The organism is Variovorax sp. P4_D9, assembly GCF_056401695.1.
In genome coordinates, this window is sequence record NZ_JBFUIU010000069.1 from 1 (window position 1) to 20,632 (window position 20,632).

A 20,632-nucleotide genomic window follows, 5' to 3' on the forward strand; every position below is an offset into this window, starting at 1 on the left:
GGCCAGCGGTGCGTTCGGATCCCAGTCGCGGTTCTTGCGCGCCTCGGCCTCGTCCTGCTCGACGCCGCCGCGCTGCGTCTTGGTCATGAACGGGATCGGCACTTTGGTCACGTAGACCGCGATCCCGAGCGCGATGCCGAGCCCGAGCACCAGGCCGATGATCAGCCCGATGACGATGTTGCCGCTTTGTCTTTTCTTCATGGTGGAGGAGGGAATCACATCTTTTGCGGCGCGCTGACGCCCAGAACAGCGAGGCCATTGTGCAGCACCTGCGCGGTCGCCGCGACCAGCGCCAGGCGGGCCCGCTTGACCGGCTCGTCATCGACCAGGATGCGCTCGGCGTCGTAGTAGCTGTGGTAGCTGGCAGCCAGCTCCCGCAGGTAGAAGGTGACGTCGTGGGGCGCGAAATCCTTGGCTGCGGCAGTCAACATGGCCGGGTACTTGGCCAACTGCAGCAGCAGCGCCTGCGAGGCCGGGCTCTCGAGCGGGGACAGGTCCACGCCCTCGAGCGTGGCGGCATCGCCGCCCCAGGCCGCCAGCACCGAGCAGATGCGCGCATGGGCATACTGCACGTAGTAGACCGGGTTGTCGTTGTTCTGCGCCAGCGCGAGGTCGATGTCGAAGGTGTATTCGGTGTCGGGCTTGCGGCTCAGCAGGAAGAAGCGCACCGCGTCGGTGCTGGTCCATTCGATCAGGTCGCGCAAGGTGACGTAGCTGCCGGCGCGCTTGCTGATCTTGACCTCTTCGCCGCCGCGCACCACGCGCACCATCGTGTGCAGCACGTAGTCGGGGTAGCCGGCCGGAATGCCGACCCCGGCCGCCTGCAGGCCGGCGCGCACCCGCGCGATCGTGCCGTGGTGGTCGGTGCCCTGGATGTTGACCACCTTGTGGAAGCCGCGCTCCCACTTGGCGATGTGGTACGCCACATCGGGCACGAAGTAGGTGTACGTGCCGTCGCCCTTCCTCATCACGCGGTCCTTGTCGTCGCCGTAGTCGGTCGACTTCAGCCACAAGGCGCCGTCCTGCTCGTAGGTCTTGCCGGCATCGACCAGCTTCTGCACCGTGGCCGCCACGCGGCCACTGGTGTAGAGGCTGGACTCGAGGTAGTAGTTGTCGAACTTGACCTGGAAGGCCTTCAGGTCCAGGTCCTGCTCGTGGCGCAGGTAGGCGACCGCGAACTGCCGGATCGAGTCGATGTCGTCGACGTCGCCGCTGGCCGTGTACTCGCGGTCGTCGGAGCGCACGGTCTTCCTGGCCTTGAAGTCGGCCGCGATATCGGCGATGTACTCGCCGTTGTAGGCCTGCTCGGGCCATTCGGGGTCGCCGGGCTTGAAGCCCTTGGCGCGCAGCTGGGTGCTGGTGGCCAGCGTCTGGATCTGGACCCCGGCGTCGTTGTAATAGAACTCGCGCCAGACCTTGTCGCCCTGGGTGGCAAGCAGGTTGCAGATGGCGTCGCCGAGCGCCGCCTGGCGCCCGTGGCCGACGTGCAGCGGACCGGTCGGGTTGGCCGAGACGAACTCGACCAGCACCCGCTCGTCCCGCGCGGGCTGGCTGCCGAAGGCAGCGCCGGCCTCGAGGACCTCGCGCACCACCTGCTGGCGGGCAGCCGTCTTGAGGCGGATGTTGAGGAAGCCGGGGCCTGCGATCTCGACCGCGTCGACCCACCGGGCGAAGGACGGCGTGGCCTGCAGCGCGGCGGCCAGCTGCTCGGCCAGCTCGCGCGGCTTGCGCTGCAGCGGCTTGGCCAGCTGCATGGCGGCGGTGCTGGCGAAATCGCCGTGCGCCGCCACCTTGGGCGACTCGAACGCGGCTTTGCTGCCGGCGCCGGGCGAGAGGGATTCGAGCGTGTTCGCGAGCGCCGCGAGCAGCTCCTGTTTGACCAATAGCATCTGTGAATTTTACCGGGGGCAAAACGACCACCCGTAACGATCGTCATCCAACAGTGAGCGTCGGCCGTTAGGATGGGCAGCCCCGGGGCGGGGAAAACCGTCACAACCAATCTCCAAGGACTCCTCCATGATGAAAAAGCTCCTTTCCCTGATGGCTCTGGGCGGCGCCCTGTCCTTCGGCGTCGCCCACGCCTCCCCCTGCGACACCCAGGCGGCGGACAAGAAGCTGAGCGGCGCGGCTAAGACCAGCTTCGTCAAGAAGTGCGAAAAGGACGCCGCGGCCGCAGTCGTACCGGCTTGCGCGGCGAAGGCGATCGACAAGAACGGCAAGCCGCTGGCCGGTGCCGCCAAGAACAGCTTCATGAAGAAGTGCGAAGCCGACGCCAAGGGTTAGCTCGCCCCCAGGTTGGGCTCACTTCGTGTAGCCCGCCCACCCCCCTACCGGGGGGCAACACCAGCGGCCCGGCAAAGCCGGTTCCGCGGTGTTTCACCAACAGACCTGGCTGCGCCGACCGCGATAGCAGCTCGCTGGTTCTACTTCAGCACGCCGAACAGGTTGTTGTAGTCGTCGGTCCAGGGCTGAAGTCCCGCGATCTGCTCGATTCTTGAACTGGCCCGGCCGATGACGCCGTCGGACAGCCGGTTCGGCTCGCGGGCGACCAGCACCCAGTCGGTGTTGCGCAGGCCCTCGGCGCTCGGCTCGTCATGCACCAGCGCCACGTGCAGGCCCTTGGCCAGCGCGATCTTCTCGACCACCGGTGCCAGCGCGAGGAAGCGGTTGGTGACGTGGAAGGCGACGATGCCGCCGGGCCGCATGTGCCTGAAGTACAGGTCCATCGCCTCCAAGGTGATCAGGTGGACCGGCACCGAATCGCCCGAGAAGGCATCGACTGCCAGCACGTCGAAAGCCTGCGGGCTCTCCCGTTCGAGCGCCAGCCGGGCATCGCCGAGCACCCGCTCGATGCGCGCCCGGCTGTCGGCCAGGAAGCTGAACTCGCTGTCGGCGAGTTCGAAGACCTGCGGATTGATCTCGTAGACCCGGTAGGTGTCGCCGGGCCGGCCATAGGTCGCCAGCGTGCCGGCCCCGAGCCCGATCAGCCCGACGCGGCGCGGCGCTTCCGGGGCCGCCGCGATCGCCAGCCCGACACCCGAACTCGGGCCGTAGTAGGTGGTGGGCTCGCGCCRCCTTGAAGGCGACAGGTACTGCTCGCCGTGCTTGACCGAGCCGTGGAACATCTTGCGCACCGGCTCGCGGGCATCGCCGCGCTCGGCATCGAACGTGACCAGCGTGCCGTAGAAGTTGCGCTGCATGCGGCGAACGCCGGCCGCGTCGTACTCGATCTGCAGAGCCAGAAACCAGGCGCAGGCCCCCGCCAGTGCCAGCGAGGCCGCCAAGCCGACGCGCCGCCGGCGCCACAGCACGGCCGCGACCAGCGCACAGAGCATCAGGCCGACGCCCAGCTCGTAATAGGCCGGCAGCACATGCGGCGCCACCAACCCGACGCTGATACCGCCGAGCGCGCCGCCCAGCGAGAGCATCAAGTAGAAGCGGGTCAGGTAGGCGCCGCCGGGGCGCAGGCGCGCCATCTCGCCGTGCAGGAACATGCACAGCGCGAACAGTCCGACGATGTAGATCGGCAGCGCCGTGCGCAGCTCGGAGCCCAGGCTGTGCTGCAGCCCGAAGGCGCACAGCGCCAGCATCGCGGCAGCCAGCGGGACGAACACCGGGCGCCGGTACCAGCGGTCGCTCTCGAACGTTAGCACGAAGGTCAGCAGGTAGACCGACAGCGGCAGCACCCACAGGAAGGGAATCGCCGCCACGTTCTGCGTGATGTGGTTGGTGATCGCGAGCAACAGCCAGGAGCCGAGGGCCGGCAGGGCGAGCCACATCAGGTGGTCGGCGAGGCGGGGTCTCACCGAGCCCATGGCCTCGACCGGCGCCGCATCGACCCGGGGCCGGGGCTGGACGGCCCAGTGACGCGACACATACAAGGTGGTGCCGGCGCACAGCAGCACGAAGACGCCATAGGCGATCGACCAGCCCCAGGCCTGCTGCAGCAGCGAGCTGCGCGGCTCAATCAGCACCGGGTAGCTCAACAGCGACACCAGCGAGGCCAGGTTCGACAGCGAGAAGTAGCGGTACACCTGCGCGCCCCAGGGCGTGCGCGCCACCCACGACTGCACCAGCGGCCCGGTGGTCGAGAGCAGGAAGTAAGGCAGCCCGATGGTGCCGAACAGGAGGCCGAGGATCCACAGCGTCGGGTCCTCGGCGCCGGTCGGCTTCCAGCGTTCGCTGGTCACGATCGGCAGGAAGGCCAGGCTCGCGAGCAGCAGCCCGACATGCAGTCGCGCCTGGGTGCGCGCGCCGAGCCGCCGCGTGATCCAGTCCGAGTAGGCATAGCCGGCCAGCAGCACGACCTGGAAGAACACCATGCAGATCGACCACACCGCCGCCGAGCCGCCGAACCAAGGCAGGATCTGCTTGGCGATCAGCGGCTGCACCAGGAACAGCAGGAAGGCGCTGGTGAAGATGGTGCCGGCGAACAGGGCCTTGACGTGCGCCGGCTTCATCGGGGCTAGCTTCTCGCGCCGAAGCCGCGGGCCAGGAACACCGCCACCAGCGGAATGATTGCGATGATGTGCGCCTGGATCATCACGAGCTTGCGGGTCTTGCGGACCTCGGCCTCGGCCGGCAGCGCGCCCGTGGCGCGCAGCGCCTTGCGCCAGCGCTGATAGCGCATCGTCGGAAAGATCGAGATCACGCCGACGATGACGAACAGCGCGAGCTTGAGGTGCAGCAGCGGATTGGTCCAGTACCAGGCCGTGCCCTTCATGCCCCACCAGGTGCGCGCCACGCCGGTGGCGATGACCACCACCGCGGCGATGCCATAGATCAAATCGACCTTCGCCAACCGCTCGACCACCGCCGCGTTGAGCCACTCGATGCGGCACAGCGCGGCCTCGCTGGCGATGAAGACCACCATCGTCAGGATGGCCAGCAGGTGCAGGTAGGCGAGGATGGCTTCGAGCGTCATCGGGCGGATTCCTTGGTTTTCTTGGGCGCTGCGATTGTGCCGCCCCAGAACTCCGGGCGCGCATAGTGCGCCTTCAGGAAGTCGAGCCAGAGCCGCACCCGCAGCGGCAGGTGCTTGCGTTGCGGGAACACGGCGTAGATGCCGTTGGGCGGCGCGGCGAATGCGTCGAGCAGCGGCACCAGCAGGCCGGCATCGACCTCGGCCTCGACCTCCCAGGTGCTGCGCCAGGCGATGCCGTGGCCGGCCAGGCACCAGTCGTGCAGCACCTGGCCGTCGGAGCAGTCGAGCGGGCCGGTCGGCTTCAGGTAGATCACCTCGTGCTCGCCACCGGCCGCCGGCACCCGGAAGGCCCAGCCGCGGGTCTGCGAGGCATCGCTCGACAGGCTCAGGCAGGCGAAGCGCGACAGCTCGCCCGGATGGCGCGGGGCGCCATGGCGGCGCACGAACTCGGGCGTGGCGACGCAGCGGCGCCGGTTGTCGGCCAGCCGCAGGCTGACCAGCGAGGAGTCGGGCAGGTCGCCGACGCGCACCGCGCAATCGAAGCTCTCGCCCGCCATGTCGACCAGCCGGTCGCTGAGGTTCAGCGAGATCGTGACTTCGGGATGCAGTTCGTGGAAGCGCGGCACCAGCGGCGCCACGTGGCGGCGGCCGAAGCCGGCCGGCGCCGTGACGCGCAGATGACCGCTGGCCTTGACGCCGCCGGCGCTGACGCTGGCCTCGGCATTGGCCAGCTCGACCAGCAGGCGCTGGCAGTCCTCCAGGAAGGCGCTGCCCTCATGGGTGAGCGAGATCCGGCGCGTGGTGCGCAGCAGCAGCTTGACGCCCAGCCGTTCTTCGAGCGCGTCGATGCGGCGGCCGATGATGGCCGGCGCCACGCCCTCCGCCTTGGCCGCGGCCGTGAGGCTGCCGCGGGCGGCGATCGCGACAAAGGATTCGAGCTGCTTCAGGCGGTCCATCGCCCGGGATTATCACGAAGGGCTCGCCGCGATTAGCCCTCGACTGCCTCGCAGCCGATGGCGCGGCGCCCGCAAAAAGCCTACAAAGGAAGATTCGAGCCATTGCCCGGAGCACGCACCATGAACCCTCTCGCAGCCAGCCGCGTCACTTGCATGCTGCCCGTGAAGGATCTCGCCCGCGCACGCCGCTTCTACGAAGAAGCGCTCGGGCTGGAGCCCCTCGGCGCCAAGTCCGACGGCAAGTTCATCTACCAGTGCGGCGGAACCGAACTGGCCCTGTTCCCGAAGCCCGAGGGCACCCGGGCGGAACACACGGCGCTGAGCTTTCGTGTGGCGCAGATCGGTCAGGCCGTTGCCGGGCTGGAGCAGCGCGGCGTGCGTTTCGCCGACTACGACCTGCCCGGCCTGAAGACGGTCGAGCATGTCTGCGTGCTGGGCTCCGAGAAGGCGGCCTGGTTCGAGGATCCCGAAGGGAACATCCTGTGCCTGCACGAGGACCTGGCCTGAGCGCATGGGGCCTGAGAAGCCCGCCGCCGGGCCGCCCGAAGGCGCGCCGACGGGAACAGCGAAGCGGTACGGGACGAGCAGCGCCCGGCGCGTGCCGAATTTGATGGCCTCAGTCTCCGGCGGTGATGTTCTGGGTCTTCAGGCGGTCGATCTCGGCATCGCTGTAGCCCACTTCCTGGAGCAGCGCGCGCGTGTGCTCGCCGAGCAGCGGCGGCTGCAGCCGGATGCCGGGGCGCTCGCCGCCGATCGTAAACGGCATCAGCGGCACCTTCGACTGGCTGCCGTCGTTCATTCGCACCGGCGCCAGCCCGCCGGTGGCGTTGAGGTGCGGGTCGTCGAACAGGTCCTGCGGCCGGGTGATCGGCGCGAAGGGCAGCTCGTTCTGCTCGAACACCGCACTGAGCTCGGCCGCGCTGCGCTCGGCCAGGTGCGAGCGCAGGATCGGCATCATCCAGTCGCGCGCCAGCACGCGGTCGTTGTTGGTCTTCAGGCGCGGATCGGCCAGCAGCTCGTCGAGGCCGAAGGCCTTGCAGAAGATCGCCCACTGCTTGTCGCTGACCGCCGCCAGGAAGATCTGCTCGCCGTCCTTGACGGTGAAGACGTCGTACACGCCCCAGGCCGAGATCCGGCTCGGCATCGGGTCGGCGGCGCGGCCGGTGGCGGCGAACTGCATCATGTGCTGCGCCACCAGGAAGATGTTGTTCTCGAACAGCGCCGACTGCACCTCGCAGCCCTTGCCCGTGAGCTCGCGCTGGCGCAGCGCGGCCATCGCGCCGATGGCGCCGAACATGCCGCCCATGATGTCGTTCACGCTGGTCCCGGCGCGCAGCGGATCGCCGGCGCGGCCGGTCATGTAGGCCAGCCCGCCCATCATCTGCACCACTTCGTCGAGCGCCGTGCGGTGGTCGTAGGGCCCGGGCAGGAAGCCCTTGTGGCTGACATAGATCAGGCGCGGATTGAGCTTTTGCAGGCTTGCGTAGTCCAGGCCCAGCTTCTTCATCGTGCCGGGCTTGAAGTTCTCGCTCACGATGTCGGCGGTGGCGATCAGGCGCAGCGCGGCCTCCACGCCCTCGGGATTCTTGAGGTCGAGCGCAATGCTCTTCTTGTTGCGGTTGAAGGTCGGGAAGAAGCCCGCGCCCGAACCGAGCAGGCGGCGCGTGCTGTCGCCCTCGATCGGCTCGACCTTGATGACTTCGGCGCCGAGGTCGCCCAAGAGCATGCCGCAGGTCGGGCCCATCACCATGTGGGTGAATTCAACGACGCGGATGCCGGCGTAGGGCAGCGGTGGGGTGTCAGACATGAGCGGTTCCCTGGATGAAGCCCTTGGGCAGGCCGGCCTCGGGCGTCATGCCGTAGACCGGTTCGCCGGGCAGGCCGGCGATGAGCGGCGCGCGCGCCGCGATGAGTTTCGCGATGTCGATACCGGTGCGCACGCCCATGGCCTCGAACATGAAGACCAGGTCTTCGGTGACCACGTTGCCCGAGGCGCCGGGCGCATAGGGGCAGCCGCCGAGGCCGCCGAGCGAGGCATCGAAGGTGCGCACGCCCTCTTCGTAGGCCGCCAGGCAGTTGGCGAGGCCGAGGCCGCGGGTGTTGTGCATGTGGGCGGCGCCGGCCTTGTCGCCGATCTCGGCCCGCAGGCGCCTGAAGAGGCGGCGCACCTGCGCCGGATTGGCGTAGCCGACGGTGTCCGACAGGCCCGACTCGTCGGCGCCGGCGGCGACGCACTGCGCCGCCAGCCAGATGACCTCGTCTTCCGGCACCTCGCCCTGCAGCGTGCATCCGAAGGCCGTGGAGATGCCAGCCTCGAGCCGCACCTGGGGCGCGACCTGGCGCCGCAGATCGGCGATGGCGCGCACTTCCTCGATCATTTCCTCGCGCGTCTTGCGCACATTGGCCAGCGAATGGGCCGCGCTGGCCGACACCGGCATCGTGAGCTTGTGGACGCCGGCGGCCAGCGCGGCCTCGGCGCCGCGGCGGTTGGGCACCAGCGCCATCACGACCAGGCCCGGCAACGTGACGGCATGGCGCACCACGTCGGCGGCGTCGGCCATCTGCGGCAGCAACCGGGCCGGCACGAAGGAGGCCACCTCTATCTCGCGCACGCCGGCCGCGTACAGCGCGTCGATCCAGCGCAGCTTGTCCGCGGTGGGCATCGTGGACTTCACCGATTGCAGGCCGTCGCGTGGGCCGACCTCGCTGATGAGGACATCAGGGGCTGTCATTGCTCGCTTCCTTCATTGTTTGGCTTGACTGTTCTATCTTACAGAACTACATTCCGACAAACAGAATTAGACAGACGAAGAACCCGCCTGTCAAGCCGCACCATGCCCCGCAAACCCCAAACCGAATCGGTGTCCAACCTGAACGCTGCCCCCGGCGGTGCCGCAGCGGTGGATCGCGCGCTGAGCCTGCTCTCGGCCTTCCGGCCCGGCGATGATGCGCTCACGCTGGCGCAGTTCGCCGAGCGCACGCAGCTTTACAAGAGCACGGCGCTTCGGCTGCTGGCCTCGCTCGAGCACGCGCGCCTGATCCGCCGCCAGGACGACGGCCGCTATGCGCTCGGCACCGAAATCGCCCGCCTGCACGCGTTGTACGCGGCGTCGTTCTCGCTCGACGGCATCGTGCCACCGGTGCTGCGCGAACTGGTCGCCGCCACCGGCGAAAGTGCCGCCTACCATGTACGCCAGCCGCAGGGCGAAGGCTGGGCCCGCCTCTGCCTGTACCGGGTCGATTCGCCGCACCTGGTGCGCGACCATGTACGCGCCGGCGACCTGCTGCCGGCCGACCGCGGTGCCGGCGCCCGCGTCCTGATCGCCTTCGGCCCCGAGGCCGACTGGCCGCGCGGTGACCAGGACCGCGCGCTGCTCGAAAGCATTCGCGAGCAGGGCTACTGCGCGCTGGTCGGCGACCGCACGGCCGAACTGGCCGGAATCTCGGCCCCCGTGTTCCATGCCGACGGCCGGCAGGCGGCCGCGCTCACGCTGACCATGCCGGCCCATCGCTACGACCCGCGCCACATCGAAGCGGTTCGCGCGGCCGCGCGAAAGCTCAGCGGCGTGGTCTGAAGGCGCTTTTCTTGCGAGCACGGCGTACCCTTGCATCAGTCCGAATGCCGCGTCGATTACCTCTATTTTTGTCACTGATCAAACCCGCTCTCGACTATTTTTCGCCAGCCAGGTATCGAATACAGTCGATGGCGCATCTATCAAGGAGTACAGAACCATGACCGCCCGCACCTCCGTCCACGGCCTCCAGGTCGCCACCGAACTGCACCAGTTCATCGAACAGAAGGTGTTGCCCGCCACCGGCGTCGCCAGCGAGGTCTTCTGGAAGGGCTTCGACGCCATCGTCAGCGAATTCGCGCCTAAGAACGCGGCGCTGCTGGCCGAGCGCGACCGGCTGCAGCTCGAAATGGACCGCTGGCACAAGGCGCACCMGGGCCCGATCACCGACATGCCGGCTTATCGCGCCTTCCTCGAATCGATCGGCTACCTGCTGCCGCAGCCGAAGGACGTGACGACGACCACCGCCAATGTCGACGCCGAGCTCGCGCTGCAGGCCGGTCCGCAGCTGGTGGTGCCGATCCTGAACGCGCGCTATGCGCTGAACGCGGCCAACGCGCGCTGGGGCTCGCTGTACGACGCGCTCTACGGCACCGACGCGATCCCCGAGACCGGCGGCGCCGAGAAGGGCAAGGGCTACAACCCGGTGCGCGGCGCCAAGGTGATCGAGTTCGCGCGCCACGTGCTCGACCAGGCGGCGCCGCTCGACAACGGCTCGCACAAGATGGCGACCGGCTACAAGGTCGAGGGCGGCAAGCTGGTGATCGCGCTGCAGAGCAGCAGCACCTTCCTCAAGGACCCGTCGCGGTTCATCGGCTACACCGGCGACGCGGCGGCGCCGAAGTCGGTGCTGCTGAAGCACAACGGCATCCATCTCGACATCCAGGTCGACCGCTCGACCGCGATCGGCAAGAGCGATGCGGCCGGCGTCAGCGACGTGGTGCTCGAAGCCGCGCTGTCGACCATCCTCGACCTCGAGGATTCGGTGGCGGTGGTCGATGCGGCCGACAAGGTGCTGGCCTACGGCAACTGGCTCGGCATCCTGGAGGGCACGCTGACCGAGGAAGTCGCCAAGGGCGGCAAGACCTTCACGCGCGGCCTCAACCCCGACCGCGAATATACCGGCGCCGACGGCCAGCCCGTGAGGCTACACGGCCGCTCGCTGATGTTCGTGCGCAATGTCGGCCACCTGATGACCAATCCGGCGATCCTGTACGCCGACGGCAAGGAGATCCCCGAGGGCATCATGGACGCGGTCATCACGACCACCATCGCCACCGTCGACCTGAAGCGCAAGGGCAACTCGCGCACCGGCAGCGTCTACATCGTGAAGCCGAAGATGCACGGCCCGGCCGAGGTCGCATTCGCGAGCGCGCTGTTCGCGGCCGTCGAGCAACTGCTCGGCCTGCCGGCCAACACCGTCAAGCTCGGCATCATGGACGAGGAGCGCCGCACCAGCGTCAACCTCAAGGCCTGCATCGCCGAAGCGGCCGCGCGCGTGGCCTTCATCAACACCGGCTTCCTCGACCGCACCGGCGACGAGATGCACACCGCGATGCAGGCCGGCGCGATGCTGCGCAAGGGCGACATGAAGACCACGCCGTGGATCCAGGCCTACGAGAAGAACAACGTGCTGGTCGGACTCGCCTGCGGCCTGCGCGGCAAGGCGCAGATCGGCAAGGGCATGTGGGCCATGCCCGACCTGATGCACGCGATGCTCGAGCAGAAGATCGCCCATCCGAAGGCCGGCGCCAACACCGCCTGGGTGCCCTCGCCCACAGCGGCCACGCTGCATGCGCTGCACTATCACCAGGTCAACGTCGCCGAGGTGCAGACGCAGCTCGAGCAGATCGACGCCAACGCGGAGCGCGACAACATCCTGAACGAGCTGCTGAAGGTGCCGGTGGCGCCGAGCGTGAACTGGACCGAGGCCGAGCGCCAGCAGGAGCTCGACAACAACGTGCAGGGCATCCTGGGCTACGTGGTGCGCTGGATCGACCAGGGGGTCGGCTGCTCGAAGGTGCCCGACATCCACAACATCGGGCTGATGGAAGACCGCGCGACGCTGCGCATCTCGAGCCAGCACATCGCCAACTGGCTGCTGCACGGGGTGGTGAGCAAGGAGCAGGTCAACGCCACCTTCGAGCGCATGGCCGCGGTGGTCGACCAGCAGAACGCCGGCGATCCGCTCTACAAGAACATGGCCGGCAATTTCGCCACCTCGGCCGCGTACAAGGCGGCCCAGGACCTGGTGTTCAAGGGCATCGAGCAGCCGAGCGGCTACACCGAGCCGCTGCTGCATGCCTGGCGGCTGAAGGTGAAGGCCGGCACCGCCTGAGGCTCTAGCCGCGCAAGAGGCCGGCGGCCCCCGAGGACTGGAAGGCGAAGCCCGGAAAGACCTCGGCTAGGCGGGCATCCGGCAAGCGCAGGTGCCGCTCGCCGATGGCCGCCAGCACATGGCGGAAATCGGTGGTCACCGCCAGGTCGCGGCCGTCGTGCAGCGCGCCATCCTCCAGGCCGGGCCAGCGCCCGTGGACCTTGCCGCCGGCCACCGTGCCGCCGAGCAGCCACAGCACGTTGCCGTGGCCATGGTCGGTGCCGCCGTTGCCGTTCTGGCGCACCGTGCGGCCGAACTCGGACATCACCACCACCATGGTGTCGGCCCAGACCGGGCCCAGGCGCGTGGCCAGTGCCGACAGCCCCTGCCCCAGCGGGCCGAGCCGATTGGCCAGTTGGCCGGTCGCTGCGCCCTGGTTGGCATGGGTGTCCCAACCGCCGAGGTCCATGAAGGCCAGCTGGACCCGCGCATCGTTGCGCATCAGGGTCGCGAGCCGGGCCGCATTGTCGGGAAAACCGTTCGGCAGCGGCGCGCCATTGCTGGCGGCCTGCATCTCGCGGTCCAGGCTGTCGGCGCTCAGCGAGCGCATCACCTCCTGGTGCGACTGGCGCGATTCCCTGAAGGCGCGCGACAGCGCATCGTCGCCGTCATAGAGCCGGCCAAAGGCATCGGCGACCTGCGGACGATCGAGCAGCGTCGGCTTGCCGGCCGCAGCGCCCAGAGGAATGTTCACCACGGGGTGGCGCCCGGCGCAGATGCGCGGCAGCACCGGGCCCATGCTGACGGCCCGGGTCGCCGAAGGAACGCCCGCCGAATCGACCGGCAGCGCACCAAGGAGCCGGTTGAGCCAGCCGTCAGCGGTCGACTTGCGGCCCGGCGTGCCGGACTCCATGTAGTCCTGCGCATCGAAGTGGGAGCGCGTCTCGTCGGGCGAACCGCAGGCCTGCACGAAACCGATCTGGCCGGCCTGCCACAGGGGCATCAAGGGCGCCAGTGCCGGGTGCAGCCCGAAGCGGCCATCGAGGTCGAGCAGCCCGCCTTCGGCACCCGGGCGCGCCAGGGCGATCGATGGACGGGCGGCGTAATAGGCGTCGTCGGCATAGGGCGCGACCACGCTCAGCCCATCGACCGCGCCGCGCAGGAAGATCACCACCAGCCGCGGCGGCGGCGCGGCTTGGCTCTCGCCCACGGCAGCAAACGCCGAGGGGCCGAGAGGCAGGAGGACGGCCCCGCACTGCACGGCAAGTTTCAGCAGATCGCGACGCAGCATGGCGGCCTCCGGCAAGTCAGCGGTGCATGAAGTCGGGGCTGCCGAGCACCATCGCCCCGCGCAGGGCTGGCGTCGCCTCGGCGAGGGTGGCGCGGGTCTTCGGCGAGATGCCGCCGCCCAGCGTGGCGAGCAGCACGTCCGCATCGACGGGCGGCGTGGCTGCGGCCGGCAGCCGGCCCGATGCCAGCGCCGTCGCGAAGCCGATGCGGCGGGTGATCGCATCCGGGTTGAGCCAGGCCTCCTGCGTGTTCTTGTAGCCGTCCGGCGTCTGGCAGCCGTAGAGCGGCATGCCGAGCTGGCGCAGCGTTCCGAGCAGGGGCCGCACATCGGTCAGCGGCAGGTCGGCGACGCGCACGGCCGAGACCACGTAGTCGTAGGGCGTCTTGAACTTCAGGCCGTGGACCTTGGGACTGCGGAATTCGGAGCTGTCGAACAAGGTCTTGAGCACGGCGCGGATGTCGCCGCCGCTCGCCAGGTAGCGCTGGGCGAGCCGGTGGACCAGCGCGGCCGGCGGCTGGTCGGCGACGAAATACTGCGCCAGCTGGTAGCTGAGATGGCGCGCGGTGGCCGGGTGCATCGCCAGCAGGTCGAGTGCCCGCTCGCCTTCGGCCTGGCCCTGGTCGCCGATGCGCTGGCCGAGCCAAAGCTTGTCGCCGCCGTCGTGCCGGCGGGCGTCGAAGAAGTAGGTGGAAGCGCCGGTGGTCGCTCGCGGCGCGAAAGTCCAGCCGGTTAGGATACGGGCCAGCTCTGTGACGTCGCGCTGGGTGTAGCCGCCATCGACGCCCAGCGTGTGCAGCTCCATCAGCTCGCGGGCGTAGTTCTCGTTCAAGCCGCTGGCTCTGGCAGCCGGGCCGGCGCCGCGCGGCGGCTGGTAGCCCGGGACGGCGGATTGCCAGTTGTCCAGGTAGAACAGCATCGCGGGATGGTGCGCCGTGGCGCCCAGCAGGTCGCGGAAGCGGCCCATCGCGTACGGCCGGATCGCCTCGCGCTCGTAATTCCCGACCAGCACGCGATCCAGGCCCTTGCCGATGAACACGTTGAAGTGGTTGAACCAGAAATCCACCATCCGTTCCTCGAGTTGGCGCGGGCTGCCCACGGCGCTCCAGAGGCGCGCCTGGCCGGCCTCGATGTCGACCTGCCGGACGAACTCGCGCTGCCTGGCCCTGGCATCGTCGCTGCCCTCCTTGGCCGCCTGCACCGCCTCGCGGTACTGCGCGATCAGGTCGCGCTGCGACGCCGCGGCGGTGGACAGCGCGCCGAGTTGCTGCGCGAGATCGGCCGGCAAAGGCAGGCGCTCGGGATGCAGTTGCTCGTCGATGTAGCGATCGATGCCGACCTGCCTCACGTGCGCCAGGTCGCCGGGCGCGGGGCCGTAGCCGAGGCGATTCAGCGCGTGGAGCGCGTCGGCTTCCGCTGCGGGGTGCGCGCTCGCGGGCAGCGCGGCGAAGGCGGCGCATGCCAGAACCCAGGCAACGAAGCGGACGCTCTTTGGAGGTCGACGGTTCATGCGCTACTCCTGCAACGGGGGCCTGAAAGACAGCATCCCCACAACGCCGCGCGGACGGACCCGGTCGACCCGGTTTCGCTTCCGACCGGAAACGATCAGCGGACCGGTTCGTCAGCGGGTCAGCTGGCGTGCGGCCGCGCGCGCTGAAGGATCCGGCCGACCTCGGCCGGATCCATGCCGTACATCTCGGCGAACTCCGCCACGGTACGCCCGCTGGCCTCGAAGGCGCGCAGCAGCGCCTCCCGCTTGGCGGTGCGCGCGCCGACTTCCGCGAAGGCCTCATCGAGCACGGCGTTGGTCACTTCGTCCTGCGTGCGAACGGCCAGCACATAGTCCTCGCGCGACAGGCCCGAGGCCTCGATGGCCTCGACCAGGCGCGCGCGCAGCCTCGGACGCAGGTCTTCCTCGGTGCGCGCCTGGCGGCGCTTGAACACCTCGAGGATCGCGTGGTGCACATGCTCCGGCGCCACGGGCTCGACCGGCACGCCGTTCAGGTCATGGCGCTTCTCGCCGGCGGCCACGGCGTCGAGGTAGCGCGTCGAGCGGGCATGCAGTCCCAGCGCGATCTTCAGGTCTTCCTTCTTGAACAGGTCGGGATGCAACGCCAGCAGTTCCTGGTAGACGCCGAGTTTCAGCGGCAGGAAACGGGCGCCGAACATCTTCGGATAGAGCTCGAACAGCTTTTCGAGCACGGGGTTGGGCTTGCGGGCAGGGCGCTGCGGCCCCTTCTGGCCGGCCTGGTTCGCGCCCGGTTTGGCGTTCTGCCGGGCGTTCTGTCGCCCACGGCCGCCCTTCTTGGCGGCTTGGGGAGCAGATGCGGTGTCGGTCGTCGAATTCATCGGGATTTGGGTTCAGCGGAATCGGTGCCACGTCGGGCCATGCGTGCCCCGACTTTAATGCCCCAGCTCATCCGCGTTGTGCGGCCTCGGCTTCGGCCCTGAGCCAGCGTACGAAATCCTGGGCATCCGGGTTGCCCGCCGCCCGCCGCGAGGTCTCGATGAAATAACCGCGCCGCGAGGCTGCGCCCTCCCCGAAGGGTGCCACCAGTTGCCCGGTCTGCACCAGCTCGCGCAGCAGCGGCAGCCGGCCGATGACCACCCCCTGGCCGGCGACCGCGGCGCCCACCGCATCGGCGTACTGAGTGAAGCGCAGCGTGTTCTTCATGCGCAGGTCGGCCAGGCCCATGACCTCGAGCCAGGGCTCCCAGTCGGCGGTCGGCGACTCGGCGTGGTTCGGCAGGTCGACCGTCAGCAGGGTCTGCGCCGGCAGGTCGCCGGGCGTTTTCAGCGCGGCGGCGATGTGCGGCGCGCACAGCGGCATCACCGACTCCTCGAACAGGGTCGCGCCGGTGCCGCGGGCGATCGGCACGAAGCGGACGGCGACGTCGATGCGGGCACGCTCGAGGTCCAGCACGTCGAGCGTGGCCGACACCCGGACGTCGACCCGCGGATGGTCGGCCGTGAAGCGCGCCAGCCTCGGAATCAGCCACAGCGAGGCGAAGCCCGGCGTGGTCGTGATCGCGACCTGGCGCAGCACCGGCGCCGCGCGCACGCGGGCCGTGGCATCGCGCAGGCGCTCCAGGCTCTCGACCACCGCGCGCTGCAGCACGCGCCCGGCCTCGGTCAGCGCCAGCGCGCGGTGGCGGCGCTCGAACAGCGGCACGCCGAGGCTGGCCTCGAGCTGCTGGATCTGCCGGCTGACCGCCGACTGCGTGAGGAAGACCTCGACCGCAGCCTGCGTGAAGCTCAGCGTCCGCGCCGCGGCCTCGAAGCTGCGCAGCAACTCCAGCGGGGGCAGGTCGGGCCCGGCAAGTGGGGCTTTCGCATTCTCTGGGTGCATGCAACGAGTTCCGAATGACCGTATGACAGACGTTGGAGCGTTCACTATATTCATTCGCAGGAAGAATGCAAAGGAGCCCCTCATGACCCCCCGCACCCAACGCCTGAGTCTCAACCTGCCCAAGAAGGCGGTGTTCACGCTGCCCGACGCCCACGAGGTCGACATCGAATGCACCCGCGGCGCCGTCTGGATCACGCTCGACCACGACCGGCGCGACATCGTGCTGGAGCCCGGCGAGCGCTTCCGCAGCGACTCGCACCGGCGCGCCCTGGTGGCGGCACTCGAACCTTCCTGCGTGCGCTTCAGCGCCGAGGCGCTGTCGATCGCCGCCAGTCCGGTGCCGGCCGAACGGTCGCCTTGGCGACTCTGGCCCCACGGGATGTCCCCGGCTTGACCCCGGCGCCGGGGCGTTGAACCATCGACGCTCCCGGGCCGGGGGAGACGATCGCGTCGCTGTCCGCTCCGGGCCCATTTCCCGGACGAAGGACACACCATGGCAGAGGCATATATCGTGGCCACCGCGCGCACCGCGGGCGGCCGTCGCGGCGGCAGGCTGGCGGGCTGGCACCCGGTCGACCTGGCGGCCCAGATCATCGACGCGCTGGTGGCGCGCAGCGGCATCGACCCGGCGGCGGTGGAGGACGTCATCCTCGGCTGCGTGAGCCAGGTCGGCGAACAGGCGACCAACGTGGCGCGCAACGCGGTGCTGGCCTCGAAGCTGCCCGAATCGGTGCCTGGCACCTCGGTCGACCGCCAATGCGGCTCCTCGCAGCAGGCGCTGCACTTCGCGGCCCAGGCCGTGATGTCGGGCAGCATGGACGCGGTGCTTGCGGCCGGCGTCGAGAGCATGACGCGGGTGCCGATGTTCACGCCCAACGCGCTGCCGGCCAAGGCCGGCCTCGGCATCTACATGAGCCCGGCGATGCAGCGGCGCTATCCCGGCGTCGAGTTCAGCCAGTTCACCGGCGCCGAAATGATCGCCAAGAACTACGGGCTCACCAAGGACATGCTCGACCGCTACGCCTTCGAAAGCCACCAGCGCGCGATCGCCGCCAGCCGCGAGCAGCTGTTCGCCGACGAGATCCTGGCCGTAGAGGTGCGCCTGGCCGATGGCTCGGCCAGCGGCGAGATGCACACGGTCGACGAAGGCATCCGCTTCGACGCCACGCTGGAAGGCATCGCGGGCGTCAAGCTGATCGCCGAGGGCGGCCGCTGCACCGCTGCCACCGCGAGCCAGATCTGCGACGGCGCCAGCGGCGTGCTGGTGGTCAACGAGCGTGGCCTGAAGGCGCTGGGCGTGAAGCCGCTGGCGCGCATCCACCACATGAGCGTGCTGGGCCACGACCCGGTGATCATGCTGGAGGCCCCGATCCCGGCCACCGCGCGGGCCTTGGCGAAGGCCGGCATGAAGATCGAGGACATCGACCTCTACGAGGTCAACGAGGCCTTCGCGCCGGTGCCGCTGGCCTGGCTGCAGAAGCTCGGCGCCGACCCGGCGAAGCTCAACGTCAACGGCGGCGCGATCGCGCTCGGCCACCCGCTCGGCGCCTCGGGCACCAAGCTGATGACCACGCTGGTCAATGCGCTCGGCCAGCGCGGCAAACGCTACGGCCTGCAGACCATGTGCGAAGGCGGCGGCATGGCCAACGTGACCATCGTGGAGCGGCTCTGACATGGGAACCGTGCTTTACGAAATCAACGAAGGCATCGCGACGATCACGCTGAACCTCCCGAGCAAGCTCAATCCGATCGCGCTCGACCTGCAGCAGGAACTGCGCGAGTGTTTGGCACGCGTTCGAGGCGACAGCCAGGTGCGCGCGGTGGTTCTCACCGGCGCCGGCAAGGCCTTCTGCGTCGGCGCCGACCTGAGCGCCATGCGCCCGCCCGAAGACGGCAAGACGCTCGGCGACCAGACCGCCGACTGGATGCAGTCGATGAGCAACCCGCTGATCCAGGAACTGCGCGAACTTCCGGTGCCGGTGGTCTGCGCGGTGAACGGACCGGCCGCCGGTGCCGGCGTCGGCCTGGCGCTGGCCTGCGACATCGTGGTGGCGGCGCGCAGCGCGTATTTCTACCTGCCCTTCCTGCCCAAGCTCGGCATCGTGCCCGACCTCGGCTGCACCTGGTTCATCCCGCGCCGGGTCGGTCCGGCGCGAGCGATGGGCATGGCGTTGCTCGACGAGAAGCTCGACGCCGGGACCGCGGCGCAGTGGGGCCTGATCTGGGCCGCGCTCGACGACGACCTGCTGCTGCTCGATGCGCTGAAGATCGCACAGCGCCTCGCGCGCCTGCCGGCCCACGCGGTGCAGGAAGCCCGCCGCGCGATCGCGCAGTCGGAGCGGCACACGCTGCCCGAGCAACTGCACTACGAAAGCGAGCGCCAGCGCGAGCTGATCGGGAGGCCGAGCTTCGCCGAGGGCGTGGCCGCCTTCCTGCAAAAGCGCGCCCCGGTCTTCCCGCCACGCTGAACACCCGACCCCATGATCGAACGCACCCTCTTCAGCCCCGAGCACGAGGCCTTCCGCGACAGCTTCCGCCGCTTCATGGACAAGGAGATCGCCCCCTTCCACGAGGCTTGGGAGGAGCAGGGCTATGTCGCCCGCGAGGTCTGGAGCAAGGCCGGCGCCAACGGCTTCCTCTGCATGTCGCTGCCCGAGGAATACGGTGGCTCGGGCGCCGACCTGCTCTATTCGGTGATCCAGTTCGAGGAGCTCTGGGCCCGCGGTTTCACGGGCATCGGCTACGGGCTGCACAGCGAGATCGTCGCGCCCTACATCCTGCGCTACGGCTCCGAGGAACAAAAGAAGCACTACCTGCCCAAGCTCGCGAGCGGCGAGATGATCGGCGCCATCGCGATGAGCGAGCCGGCCGCCGGCAGCGACCTGCAGGCGGTGCGCAGCACCGCGCTGAAGCAGGCCGACGGCAGCTATCTCCTGAACGGCAGCAAGACCTTCATCACCAACGGCTGGCACGCCGACGTGGTGATCGTGGTTGCCAAGACCGACCCGGCCGGCGGCGCCAAGGGCACCAGCCTGTTCCTGGTCGAACGCGGCATGCCGGGCTTCGAGAAGGGCAAGCGACTCAAGAAGCTGGGGCTGAAGGCGCAGGACACCTCCGAACTGTTCTTCAACGACGTACGGCTGCCGGCCGAGGCACTGCTGGGCGGCGCGGCGCAGGAGAACCGCGGCTTCGTCTGCCTGATGGAGCAGCTGCCCTGGGAGCGCCTGCAGATCGCGATCAGCGCGGTGGCCGCGTCGCAGGCCGCGATTGACCACACGGTGGCCTACGTGAAGGAACGCCAGGTCTTCGGCCAGCCCGTGGGCGCCTACCAGAACACCCGCTACACGCTGGCCGAATTGCAGACCGAGGTGCAGGTGGCGCAGGTCTTCGTAGACAAGTGCATCGAGCTCCTGATGCAGGAGAAGCTCGACACCGCGACCGCCAGCATGGCCAAGTACTGGACCAGCGACCTGCAGTGCAAGGTGATGGACGAATGCGTGCAGCTGCATGGCGGCTACGGCTACATGTGGGAGTACCCGGTGACCCGGGCCTACGCCGATGCGCGGGTGCAGCGGATCTACGGCGGCACCAACGAGATCATGAAAGAGGTGATCACGCGCGCGATGGGGCTGCCGGGGCGCTGAACGCGGCGGGGGTCAATCCCCGAACAGGTTGCGCTGGATCTGGTCGAGGTGTTCGATCAGGAGCCGCGTCGCGCGGGCTTCATCGCGGTCGCGCAGCGCATCCACCAGCGCGCGGTGCTGCTGCATGTACTGCGCACGCCGCGAGTCAGTCAATGACTTCGCCTTGAGCTGGCCCCACTCGCCCTGATCGCGCACCCGCTGCATGAGCTCGAGCACCCGTAGGAAGAATCCGTTGTGGGTGGCCACCGCGAGCGCTTTGTGCAGTTCGCCGTCCCAGTGCTCGAAGGCCTCGATGCTCACCGCCGCTTCCGACCGCTCGAGGCAGTGCTGCATCGACGCGAAATCGGCGGCGGTCCCATGGCGCGCGATCAGGGCCGGCATCAGCGGCTCGATCAGGCGGCGCGCCACCATCAACTCGGCCGGGCTCACGTTGCCGTCGATCGCCGCGGACGCCGCATCGCCGCCCGCCGGAAGTACGGGCCCGGCGGCGTCCGAGACGAAAGTGCCGCTGCCGACGGCCTGGGTGATCAGGCCGCGCTTGCGAAAGCCCGAGAGCACGCGCCGCACCGCACCCCTCGATGC

At 69.1% G+C, this 20,632-nt stretch carries 19 protein-coding genes and 1 pseudogene; 8 read left to right on the plus strand and 12 right to left on the minus strand.

Translation table 11 applies throughout. The features are described from left to right. Together AC1DY5_RS10425 and argS are read right to left on the minus strand one after the other, a co-directional pair. A pseudogene (locus tag AC1DY5_RS10425) lies at window positions 1-201 on the minus strand (SPOR domain-containing protein); the annotation flags it as partial. 14 nt (window positions 202-215) lie between these two features. Beyond that, window positions 216-1,889 carry an arginine--tRNA ligase gene (gene argS, locus AC1DY5_RS10430; protein ID WP_478111211.1) on the minus strand — a complete coding sequence of 558 codons (1,674 nt, stop codon included), beginning with the start codon at window positions 1,887-1,889 and terminating at the stop codon, window positions 216-218. Window positions 1,890-2,019: 130 nt separating this feature from the next. On the opposite strand from argS, the gene AC1DY5_RS10435 reads away from it, so the two are divergent. Then, on the plus strand, window positions 2,020-2,283 hold the full coding sequence (locus AC1DY5_RS10435; protein WP_478111228.1) for a hypothetical protein: 264 nt from the start codon (window positions 2,020-2,022) through the stop codon (window positions 2,281-2,283). Window positions 2,284-2,423: 140 nt separating this feature from the next. Here the strand turns inward: AC1DY5_RS10435 and AC1DY5_RS10440 are convergent, their stop codons facing one another. Genes AC1DY5_RS10440 through AC1DY5_RS10450 form a run of 3 tightly spaced genes read right to left on the minus strand, consistent with a single transcriptional unit; the run spans window position 2,424 to window position 5,880 of the window. After that, window positions 2,424-4,460, minus strand: coding sequence for a fused MFS/spermidine synthase (locus tag AC1DY5_RS10440; protein ID WP_478111212.1), 2,037 nt, complete (start codon window positions 4,458-4,460; stop codon window positions 2,424-2,426). Window positions 4,461-4,465: 5 nt separating this feature from the next. Further along, entirely contained in the window at window positions 4,466-4,924 is a 459-nt protein-coding gene (locus tag AC1DY5_RS10445; protein WP_478111213.1) for a DUF2214 family protein, read from the minus strand. Continuing rightward, window positions 4,921-5,880 carry a LysR family transcriptional regulator gene (locus AC1DY5_RS10450; protein WP_478111214.1) on the minus strand — a complete coding sequence of 320 codons (960 nt, stop codon included), beginning with the start codon at window positions 5,878-5,880 and terminating at the stop codon, window positions 4,921-4,923. The genes AC1DY5_RS10445 and AC1DY5_RS10450 overlap by 4 nt, the downstream gene beginning before the upstream one ends. 120 nt (window positions 5,881-6,000) lie before the next feature. Here AC1DY5_RS10450 and AC1DY5_RS10455 point away from each other — a divergent pair, with 120 nt between their 5' ends. Then, the gene (locus AC1DY5_RS10455; RefSeq protein ID WP_478111215.1) at window positions 6,001-6,387 is read left to right on the plus strand and encodes a VOC family protein; all 387 of its coding nucleotides are present in this window, start codon (window positions 6,001-6,003) and stop codon (window positions 6,385-6,387) included. A gap of 109 nt (window positions 6,388-6,496) precedes the next feature. Here the strand turns inward: AC1DY5_RS10455 and AC1DY5_RS10460 are convergent, their stop codons facing one another. Together AC1DY5_RS10460 and AC1DY5_RS10465 are read right to left on the minus strand one after the other, a co-directional pair. Next, the gene (locus tag AC1DY5_RS10460) at window positions 6,497-7,687 is read right to left on the minus strand and encodes a CaiB/BaiF CoA transferase family protein (RefSeq protein WP_478111216.1); all 1,191 of its coding nucleotides are present in this window, start codon (window positions 7,685-7,687) and stop codon (window positions 6,497-6,499) included. Beyond that, on the minus strand, window positions 7,680-8,612 hold the full coding sequence (locus tag AC1DY5_RS10465) for a hydroxymethylglutaryl-CoA lyase (protein WP_478111217.1): 933 nt from the start codon (window positions 8,610-8,612) through the stop codon (window positions 7,680-7,682). Before AC1DY5_RS10465 ends, AC1DY5_RS10460 begins: the two co-directional genes overlap by 8 nt. A 102-nt stretch (window positions 8,613-8,714) precedes the next feature. Here AC1DY5_RS10465 and AC1DY5_RS10470 point away from each other — a divergent pair, with 102 nt between their 5' ends. Together AC1DY5_RS10470 and AC1DY5_RS10475 are read left to right on the plus strand one after the other, a co-directional pair. Continuing rightward, on the plus strand, window positions 8,715-9,455 hold the full coding sequence (locus AC1DY5_RS10470; protein ID WP_478111218.1) for an IclR family transcriptional regulator: 741 nt from the start codon (window positions 8,715-8,717) through the stop codon (window positions 9,453-9,455). Between the two features lie 157 nt (window positions 9,456-9,612). Then, a complete protein-coding gene (locus AC1DY5_RS10475) occupies window positions 9,613-11,790 on the plus strand; it encodes a malate synthase G (protein ID WP_478111219.1) in 2,178 nt (725 codons plus the stop codon). 4 nt (window positions 11,791-11,794) lie between these two features. Here AC1DY5_RS10475 and AC1DY5_RS10480 read toward each other — a convergent pair whose 3' ends face one another. From AC1DY5_RS10480 to AC1DY5_RS10495, 4 genes are all read right to left on the minus strand, one after another. Next, window positions 11,795-13,060, minus strand: coding sequence for a DUF1501 domain-containing protein (locus tag AC1DY5_RS10480; RefSeq protein WP_478111220.1), 1,266 nt, complete (start codon window positions 13,058-13,060; stop codon window positions 11,795-11,797). 16 nt (window positions 13,061-13,076) lie between these two features. Further along, entirely contained in the window at window positions 13,077-14,498 is a 1,422-nt protein-coding gene (locus AC1DY5_RS10485; protein ID WP_478111229.1) for a DUF1800 domain-containing protein, read from the minus strand. Window positions 14,499-14,686: 188 nt separating this feature from the next. Then, the gene (locus AC1DY5_RS10490; protein WP_478111221.1) at window positions 14,687-15,406 is read right to left on the minus strand and encodes a ProQ/FINO family protein; all 720 of its coding nucleotides are present in this window, start codon (window positions 15,404-15,406) and stop codon (window positions 14,687-14,689) included. A gap of 67 nt (window positions 15,407-15,473) precedes the next feature. After that, entirely contained in the window at window positions 15,474-16,406 is a 933-nt protein-coding gene (locus tag AC1DY5_RS10495; protein ID WP_478111222.1) for a LysR substrate-binding domain-containing protein, read from the minus strand. 82 nt (window positions 16,407-16,488) lie between these two features. Here AC1DY5_RS10495 and AC1DY5_RS10500 point away from each other — a divergent pair, with 82 nt between their 5' ends. The 4 genes from AC1DY5_RS10500 to AC1DY5_RS10515 all read left to right on the plus strand — a co-directional run bounded on the left by AC1DY5_RS10500 (window position 16,489) and on the right by AC1DY5_RS10515 (window position 20,050). Then, window positions 16,489-16,800, plus strand: a complete 312-nt coding sequence (locus tag AC1DY5_RS10500) for a DUF2917 domain-containing protein (RefSeq protein WP_478111223.1) — start codon at window positions 16,489-16,491, stop codon at window positions 16,798-16,800. Between the two features lie 99 nt (window positions 16,801-16,899). Continuing rightward, window positions 16,900-18,078 (plus strand): acetyl-CoA C-acetyltransferase, encoded by a 1,179-nt coding sequence (locus AC1DY5_RS10505; protein WP_478111224.1) that lies wholly within the window; start codon window positions 16,900-16,902, stop codon window positions 18,076-18,078. Between the two features lies 1 nt (window position 18,079). Further along, complete coding sequence (locus AC1DY5_RS10510; protein ID WP_478111225.1) at window positions 18,080-18,874, plus strand: enoyl-CoA hydratase-related protein; 795 nt, start codon at window positions 18,080-18,082, stop codon at window positions 18,872-18,874. Window positions 18,875-18,886: 12 nt separating this feature from the next. Then, a complete protein-coding gene (locus AC1DY5_RS10515) occupies window positions 18,887-20,050 on the plus strand; it encodes an acyl-CoA dehydrogenase family protein (RefSeq protein WP_478111226.1) in 1,164 nt (387 codons plus the stop codon). Between the two features lie 12 nt (window positions 20,051-20,062). On the opposite strand, the gene AC1DY5_RS10520 is transcribed toward AC1DY5_RS10515, so the two are convergent. Continuing rightward, a partial coding sequence (locus tag AC1DY5_RS10520) for a FadR/GntR family transcriptional regulator (RefSeq protein ID WP_478111227.1) occupies window positions 20,063-20,632 on the minus strand: 570 nt, incomplete at its 5' end.

Coding starts and splice junctions, on each gene's coding strand:
- argS (WP_478111211.1), bottom strand. CDS start 1,889: ATGCTATTGGTCAAACAGGAGCTGCTCGCGGCGCTCGCGAACACGCTC.
- AC1DY5_RS10435 (WP_478111228.1), top strand. CDS start 2,020: ATGAAAAAGCTCCTTTCCCTGATGGCTCTGGGCGGCGCCCTGTCCTTC.
- AC1DY5_RS10445 (WP_478111213.1), bottom strand. CDS start 4,924: ATGACGCTCGAAGCCATCCTCGCCTACCTGCACCTGCTGGCCATCCTG.
- AC1DY5_RS10450 (WP_478111214.1), bottom strand. CDS start 5,880: ATGGACCGCCTGAAGCAGCTCGAATCCTTTGTCGCGATCGCCGCCCGC.
- AC1DY5_RS10455 (WP_478111215.1), top strand. CDS start 6,001: ATGAACCCTCTCGCAGCCAGCCGCGTCACTTGCATGCTGCCCGTGAAG.
- AC1DY5_RS10460 (WP_478111216.1), bottom strand. CDS start 7,687: ATGTCTGACACCCCACCGCTGCCCTACGCCGGCATCCGCGTCGTTGAA.
- AC1DY5_RS10465 (WP_478111217.1), bottom strand. CDS start 8,612: ATGACAGCCCCTGATGTCCTCATCAGCGAGGTCGGCCCACGCGACGGC.
- AC1DY5_RS10470 (WP_478111218.1), top strand. CDS start 8,715: ATGCCCCGCAAACCCCAAACCGAATCGGTGTCCAACCTGAACGCTGCC.
- AC1DY5_RS10480 (WP_478111220.1), bottom strand. CDS start 13,060: ATGCTGCGTCGCGATCTGCTGAAACTTGCCGTGCAGTGCGGGGCCGTC.
- AC1DY5_RS10490 (WP_478111221.1), bottom strand. CDS start 15,406: ATGAATTCGACGACCGACACCGCATCTGCTCCCCAAGCCGCCAAGAAG.
- AC1DY5_RS10495 (WP_478111222.1), bottom strand. CDS start 16,406: ATGCACCCAGAGAATGCGAAAGCCCCACTTGCCGGGCCCGACCTGCCC.
- AC1DY5_RS10500 (WP_478111223.1), top strand. CDS start 16,489: ATGACCCCCCGCACCCAACGCCTGAGTCTCAACCTGCCCAAGAAGGCG.
- AC1DY5_RS10505 (WP_478111224.1), top strand. CDS start 16,900: ATGGCAGAGGCATATATCGTGGCCACCGCGCGCACCGCGGGCGGCCGT.
- AC1DY5_RS10510 (WP_478111225.1), top strand. CDS start 18,080: ATGGGAACCGTGCTTTACGAAATCAACGAAGGCATCGCGACGATCACG.
- AC1DY5_RS10515 (WP_478111226.1), top strand. CDS start 18,887: ATGATCGAACGCACCCTCTTCAGCCCCGAGCACGAGGCCTTCCGCGAC.